This is a genomic window from Haloarchaeobius sp. FL176, from assembly GCF_024609245.1.
In the GTDB taxonomy this organism is placed as follows: domain Archaea; phylum Halobacteriota; class Halobacteria; order Halobacteriales; family Natrialbaceae; genus Haloarchaeobius.
Map to the genome: position 1 here is coordinate 371,856 of NZ_JANJYH010000005.1, position 6,809 is coordinate 378,664.

General features: G+C 54.6%; 6 protein-coding genes. 1 reads left to right on the forward strand and 5 read right to left on the reverse strand.

The annotated features are described in order from the left end of the window. Nucleotides 1-84 precede the first annotated feature (84 nt). From NO978_RS12590 to NO978_RS12600, 3 genes are all read right to left on the reverse strand, one after another. Nucleotides 85-555, reverse strand: coding sequence for a hypothetical protein (locus tag NO978_RS12590; RefSeq protein WP_257299938.1), 471 nt, complete (start codon nucleotides 553-555; stop codon nucleotides 85-87). Nucleotides 556-558: 3 nt separating this feature from the next. Continuing rightward, nucleotides 559-1,971: a DUF4330 domain-containing protein gene (locus NO978_RS12595; protein WP_257299939.1), complete on the reverse strand. Its 1,413-nt coding sequence runs from the start codon at nucleotides 1,969-1,971 to the stop codon at nucleotides 559-561. Nucleotides 1,972-2,106: 135 nt separating this feature from the next. Then, nucleotides 2,107-3,042 carry an NAD-dependent epimerase/dehydratase family protein gene (locus NO978_RS12600; protein ID WP_257299940.1) on the reverse strand — a complete coding sequence of 312 codons (936 nt, stop codon included), beginning with the start codon at nucleotides 3,040-3,042 and terminating at the stop codon, nucleotides 2,107-2,109. 138 nt (nucleotides 3,043-3,180) lie between these two features. Between NO978_RS12600 and NO978_RS12605 the strand changes: the two genes are divergently transcribed. Further along, entirely contained in the window at nucleotides 3,181-4,308 is a 1,128-nt protein-coding gene (locus NO978_RS12605; protein ID WP_257299941.1) for a glycosyltransferase family 4 protein, read from the forward strand. Nucleotides 4,309-4,344: 36 nt separating this feature from the next. On the opposite strand, the gene NO978_RS12610 is transcribed toward NO978_RS12605, so the two are convergent. After that, nucleotides 4,345-5,550 carry a hypothetical protein gene (locus tag NO978_RS12610; protein ID WP_257299942.1) on the reverse strand — a complete coding sequence of 402 codons (1,206 nt, stop codon included), beginning with the start codon at nucleotides 5,548-5,550 and terminating at the stop codon, nucleotides 4,345-4,347. Further along, nucleotides 5,550-6,446 carry a glycosyltransferase family 2 protein gene (locus tag NO978_RS12615; protein WP_257299943.1) on the reverse strand — a complete coding sequence of 299 codons (897 nt, stop codon included), beginning with the start codon at nucleotides 6,444-6,446 and terminating at the stop codon, nucleotides 5,550-5,552. The genes NO978_RS12610 and NO978_RS12615 overlap by 1 nt, the downstream gene beginning before the upstream one ends. Between the last annotated feature and the right edge of the window lie 363 nt (nucleotides 6,447-6,809).

The window sequence follows — 6,809 nt, forward strand, 5'->3', positions numbered from 1 at the left end:
GAGCTGTTCGACCCCGAGTTACCGCGAGGCAGCGCAGAATCAGTTCGAGGGTAGCTGTCTCGGTAACGTGTCTCGGGCTACCGGTCAGATGTCCTGCCCTTCGTCGTCGTCGGATTCATCTTCGTCGGGGAGTTCTTCCGACCCGTCAGCTTTGTCCGGCGGTTCGGGTGGCGCTAGCGCGTCCATAACGATTTCCCCGGTTCGTGTCTCTGCCGCCCTGTCGATACCACGGTCCACAGCGACGAGGGCCTGCCTCAATCGCGAACCCTGCCAGTACGGTTCGAGGCGGTCGATGACGCCATCGAGCACTTTGATCAACGGGCCTACGGTGTACGTCTCTCGGAGGTCGATGACGATGACTTCGGGCTCGGGTTCCTTCGTCAGCCATCGATAGAGGAACGAGTTCCGTGTCGTCGTCGCGAGTCTCTCGGCCCTGTTCGAGAGTCCTGAAGAGACTCGTTCGAGCGTTGCGATTGTCCGTGACCCATCTACGAGCTGGCGTAGCTTCACGGGCACCGAACCACTGTCCTCCCCATCGACCACGTCCTCACCCATCGTTCACACGGACACCACGGTTGCGCGGATGATGACTGTTCCGAAATCCAACAAGACTGTCTCGCCCTGTCTGAGCGACGACCCCTTGAACGTGATTCCGGTCGCCGACTCGCGGACCTGGAGTTCAGCCGTGACGGTCACGTCCTTGTTCACCGGGTGGTCCCGCAGGAAGACGTTGCCGTCGTCGCTCGTGAGCACGATGTCCGCAGGTTCGACCTCGACGTTCGTGACGTCGACGACCGTCTCCCCTGCGATCTGTTCGGTCATGCCCGCCTCGACGCTGTTCGCCACGTCGGGCTCGACGTTTTCCATCTCGAGCGTGACCATTCGCGTCGTTTCGGTGCCGCGCTGTTCGAGTGCGTTCTCGCGGACGACACGTCCCTGGAACTCGTACTCCTCGGTCCGGAACGGGAGCTGGGTACCCTCACGGACGCGCTGCCCTGCGAACTGCGGGACCTCGCGCGGCTGGTACGTCTGGTACGTGACGCCAATGTACGCGAGCCGGCGATCGGACGCGCCGGTTCCATACGCATCGATAGTCTGGATGGTCGCGACGGTCTGATCGTTGACCAGGTACTCGTCACCTGGCTCGAGCTGTGCGAGTGTGTCGCTGTCGAGTTCGGTCCGAAGGAGAACATCTGTTTCCGAGACAGGGAGTCCGCTGACCCCTGTCCGGAGGAGCGTGCCCTGCAGGTCGAACTCGCCTGTGGTCAGTTGGACAGTCTGGCCTACTCGGAGCGGCGTCACGCCGAAACGGAGCGTATCTCCGTCCTGATGTGCGAGCAGGTTCGCGACGACGACGGCGCGACGCTGGTTGGGGTCATCGGTTTCGTAGAGACGAAAACTCTCGACCGTGGCTATCGTGCGGTTGTTCCGTGTAATGGTGTCGTCGGTGTCAATCCGGTCTGCTTCCTCGGCCGTGACCGTCGTTTCGAGGAGAATACGCGTGTTCTGTAGGTCGAGGTCCGGGTCGCTGGCGCTGACCTCGGTGATACGCCCCGACGTACTGTACTCCGACGTCGTGATGGCGAGCTCGCGGCCGACCCGTGGTGGGCCGCCGTCGTACGTGAGGGTGTCATCCGCTGGGTCCTCGGTCGGGTTTCCTTCCAGCGCGACCCGAACGAGGACCCGTCTGTTGTCGCCCTGGTCCGTGACGTACACGTCTGTCACCGTGAGTTCCTCCGTCTCGGAGGGTGTGACGTTGTCTCCTTCCTCGATGAGCGTTGCCACGTACGTAGGCTGAGTACCAAGGTCGAGGGTAGCGTAGTGGGTCTCAGTCGTGGGTTCTGGTTCCGGATCATCGGAGAGGACGAACACAGCACCTGTGGCGACCACAGCGAGAACGAGTAGGACGACGAGTGCATCGACGACGTTTACAACACCGAAGAGATAGCCATTGTCGTCGATTAGTTCCATCGCAATCTCACCACTCTCATACTATCCAAGCATCCCAAGTAGGCTGACTAAATCTTTCCGGAACGGAAAGTCAGACGCTGTCGATTACAGTCAGATGATGTCAACCAGACAAGAGCCCACTCAATACGTTTGCGCTCACTCGTTCTGATAGTACGAGATAGTCCGTTTCAGACCGTCAGAAAAGTCAACGGTTGGTTCGTATCCGAGCAGCTCTTTGGCTTTGGAGATTTCTGCATGTGAGTGTCGCACGTCTCCGGGACGTTGGTCGTCGTACCGTGGTTCGAGATCAGTACCCAAGAGGTCGTTCAACGTTTCAACGAGTTCGTTGACTGTCACCCGTCCCCCGCAGGCAGCGTTGAACATCTCGCCACTCACATTACCCTCCGCTGCCAGAATATTCGCTTGAATCACGTTCTCGACGTACGTGAAGTCCCGCGACTGTTCACCGTCGCCGTAGATGACGGGGCGTTCTCCGTCTAACATGAGGTCGATGAACTTTGGAATGACTGCTGCGTACTCGCCTTCCGGGTCTTGATGTGGGCCGAAGATGTTGAAGTATCGGAGGGCGACCGTGTTTATATCGTAGAAGTCACTGGCCTGGAGTGCTAGGTTCTCAGTGTAGTACTTCGAGAGTGCATACGGTGATTCGGGCCGAGAATCCATCGTTTCGACCTTCGGTAGCTGCTCGGTCGACCCATAGACGGAAGAGGAGGACGCAACGACAACGGTATCGACGTCTGCATGGCGTGCGGCGTCCAGTACAGTAGCGGTACCCGTACAGTTCGCGTCGGTGGTCGTCACTGGGTCATCGACGCTCCGTGGAACAGAGGGTACTGCCGCTTGGTGGAAGACGTAGTCGACCCCGGCAGTCATCTCTGCCATGATGTCAGCGTCCCGGATGTCTGCCTCACGAAACAAATAGTCCTCTTCAGATTGGAGTCGTTCGACGTTCGTTGACCGTCCGGTTTCGAGGTTATCGACACCGCGTACGTTGTAGCCACGGTCGAGTAATGACTCGACGAGGTTCGATCCGATAAACCCAGCAGCACCGGTAACGAGCGCAGTAGGCATGTCCACCGATTCTGACGGCGGGGTCCTTAGTGTGTCGAATCGAGACAATCAATGCGTGTTGCGAACCTCCAGGGTTCGTGACGAAGGAGATGGAATGACTCTTGTTCCTTACTCTATATTCCCAGTGGTGTGAACGCGATGTCTGAAGGAGAATCCCCTCACGTCTTCCATCTCATCACGCGTTTGATCAAGGGTGGGGCTGAGGCGAAGACGACCGCCACCGTGCTTGGATTGGATGGGTACGAGTTCACCGTAGGGTATGGGGCATCGTACGACCAAGAGCCAGTTGACCGATTCGAACGGAACGGGATCGAAACGGTGCAATTCCCGTTGATGCGACACTATAATCCCGTGACTGCTGTCCCTGCAACGATCTCGTTGGCGAGGTATCTCCGTCAGAGCGATTTCGATATCGTCCATACCCACAGCACGGAAGCAGGCATCATCGGTCGGTTCGCTGCTGCTCTCGCCGGCGTTCCAAATGTCGTCCACACCGTTCACGGCGTGCCATTCACCGATGACCGGAACGAGGTATTGAACCGGTTCGTTCTCTCATGTGAGCGTGCTGCAGCGAACTATACTGATTGCATCGTCACGAACGCCGATGTCATCACAGACGATTACCTCGGGCGTGGCATTGGAATGCCCGATCAGTATCAGACGGTCTACAGTGGAATCGATATCGACGCATTCGCCGACGCTGAGCCCGTCAAAGACTTGCCTGGGAATCGACCGCGGGTCGTGATGGTCGGTCGGCTTGCGGACGGGAAAGGCCACGGCGTGCTACTGGACGCCATCGAATCGCTGGGCGAGTGGGAGGGCTCGGTATGCATCGTCGGGGACGGCCCGTTATATGACTCTTTGGCACGCGAGGTTACGGAACGTGGACTGTCGGATCAGGTCTTCCTCACTGGGTACCACGACGACGTCCCGCGAATCCTCGCCGCGAGCGACATTCTCGTGTTGCCATCGTTCCGAGAAGGGACACCCAGAGTGATCACGGAAGCGATGGCAAGTGGACTCCCCGTCGTGGCGACCGACATCGCAGGGATTCCAGAGCAAGTCGCTGACGGGGAGAATGGTTATCTGATTTCGACCGGTGATGTCGAGGCATTGGCCGAACATCTGGAAATATTGCTGAAAAATAAGTCTCGGAGAATGGAGATGGGTGAACGGGGACTCGAACGTGTCGAACAGTTCTCGGTCGACACGATGGTCGATAGTCTCGATGAAGTTTACCAAGACCTACTCAATAATCGGCTATGATCCTCTCAAAACTGGGGAAACCCATTCTGATTGACATCACGTGGAGGGGTCGCGCGCTTTACCTGAACTATGGCTTGAGTCTGAGAAGGGCCATACGATTTTCACATGCTCTGAGAACCCGATACCGCCGAAGAGGAAGATGACCCAGAGGAACATCTGCCTGTGACGCATCCCGGTCCCGTAATTAGCCGTTCCCACCCCGTATAGGACGAGAGCAACGCCAAGTCCAACAAGTAAGCCGATAGTTGCAGGCGCATTCTTCCGTCCCAGAGAACGAATCCCCCACACTGCGAAAATCGTGTAACAGATGCTGAACAGTCCCTCAGCTCCGATGAGAAGGTCCGGAATCGTCTCGATCATCCACGGGAACGGCGCATAGAGGAAGTACGCAGCTCCAATCCAACTGAATACACCAAGTTCCAGTACCGTCTGTGGGACGATTTCTGTGAGATATACAGCACGGCCTTTCGCCCGAAGCTCACGGGTACGGGCGAGGAAATCAACACCGTCTCGTACGAATGGGAGGGCCAAAACGAACAAAACGGGTGAAAGGAGGGCACCGACTCCCACCCATTGCTTCGACAGAAACCCAGATTCGAGAGCATACACAACGAATCCTGCACCCATCGCTGCTGCGTAAATGATGACGTTGTCGCTACGCAGTAATAACGCGACGTGCAGCAGCCCTCCAGCCATAGCATAAGTGAGTAGTCGGAATCGTCGATTGGAAGGCATCATCAGAAGTCGGGCTGTGGTCGTGATTACGAACAAGATTACAGCCTCTCGGAGGAGTGTACTGTGAACCGCGACGAAGCTCGGATAGAACATCATCGGGAGCGCAGCGAGAACCCCCGCCTGATGAGAGTGGTAGTATCGGGCGAGAATGTACACGTTGTAGATGGCGAGGGCTCCCAAGAACGCGTTGCCGAGTCGAGCATAGAAGCCACTCGGCCCTGGAAGTAACCAGAATGGTGAAAGGAGTGTTCCCCAGAGTTCGTAGATATTGACTGACGTAAGGGGGAACAAAAATTGGGTTGGTTCTACGGAACTCGGCGTATTTGAGTATGGGTCTCCATTGCGTAGCCCGAGTGCAATCATTTCTGCATAATTCCCAAACTCGACAGCATCTCCAGCCGATTCTGGATTAAAAGCCGTGGCAGTAGTTAAAATTACAGAAATTATCCTCACTGTTAGTGCTAATCCAAAACAATAAATTGCTGATTTAGCAGTTTCGTTGTTCATCAGTCTTCGGATGAATTTTTTCGTACTCCGAGAATGAACGACCAAACCACACCTGCAATATCTTCAACAGATTCAATGCAGGCATTTCTTAGATAATTCACTCCCCGTTTGAACTGACCCTCCCGGAGATACGCTTTTCCAACTACATAATTATGCTTGCAGATGACTCTATATCCCTCGGACTCAAGATCATAGACTGTATTTGAGAACTTGTTCAAAAATTTCTCTTTCTCGTTTTTTATCGTGTCTCCGTCTGTGTAGTTTGACCGATGTATTATCGAAAGCTGTTCATCAAGATATGCTAACTTTCCTTTCTTTAACAATTCTACAATAAAGGCTAAATCCTCATTGATATGTATAGACTCATCGAAACCTCCGATAGATGTAGCGATATCTCTTTTTACCAATAACGTCGATCCAGGATGGATCGATGCTCTCGTTGACAAAACTTCCTTGATCAATTCTGAACCGCCCTCTTTCTTTTTGCCTGAATTGAAAACTGCCCCAGCAATTTGCTCAAGTACGTTTCTCCTTTTTTGTGTGACTCCACAGTATGCTGCTACCCAGGAATCAGGTTTCGAATTGAGATATTGCAGCTGATGTTCAAGTTTCTCGGGAACCCATTGATCATCAGAGTCCAAAAAGGCAATGTAGTCTCCGGTGGCAGCTGTTATTCCTGTGTTGCGGGCAGCACTCCGCCCTCTGTTCACATCATGTTTTATACAACGTAACCTGTCATCGTCGTAGCTCTCCACCCTTTCTACTGTATCATCTTCTGACCCATCATCAACTACAATGCACTCAAGCTCTTCGTATGTCTGTGCTAGCACACTGTCGACCGCCCTCGAAATATTCTTAGATTCATTGTAGGCAGGAATAACAACGCTCACGGACATTTTGTTGGGCAAGTCGGTGTACCTCAATAAGAATTCCTGTTCGCACTGGCTCTAATGGTCTTGATGGGGTGCCCACTTTAGGCTGCGAATGGCTTGAGCAGTACCTTACTGGAACCTCTAAGGGTCCTACAAACTCCTGATGGAGTGATACCAACTGGTGATGTGGTAAACTACACCGTGCGTTTTCTGGGACAATGGGTGGTCCCAACAACTGACCGGGGCTAGTTCGTAAAATAGTATGTGTTTAGCCCGAGCTGATTTCGCCACCATCTCATAGGAGGCGCACAAATCGGGCTGTATGAGCTGGCAGCGGAGGTTCGTGATGATCCACAGGGATGGGCTCCGTCGCGGAGCCCATCCCGT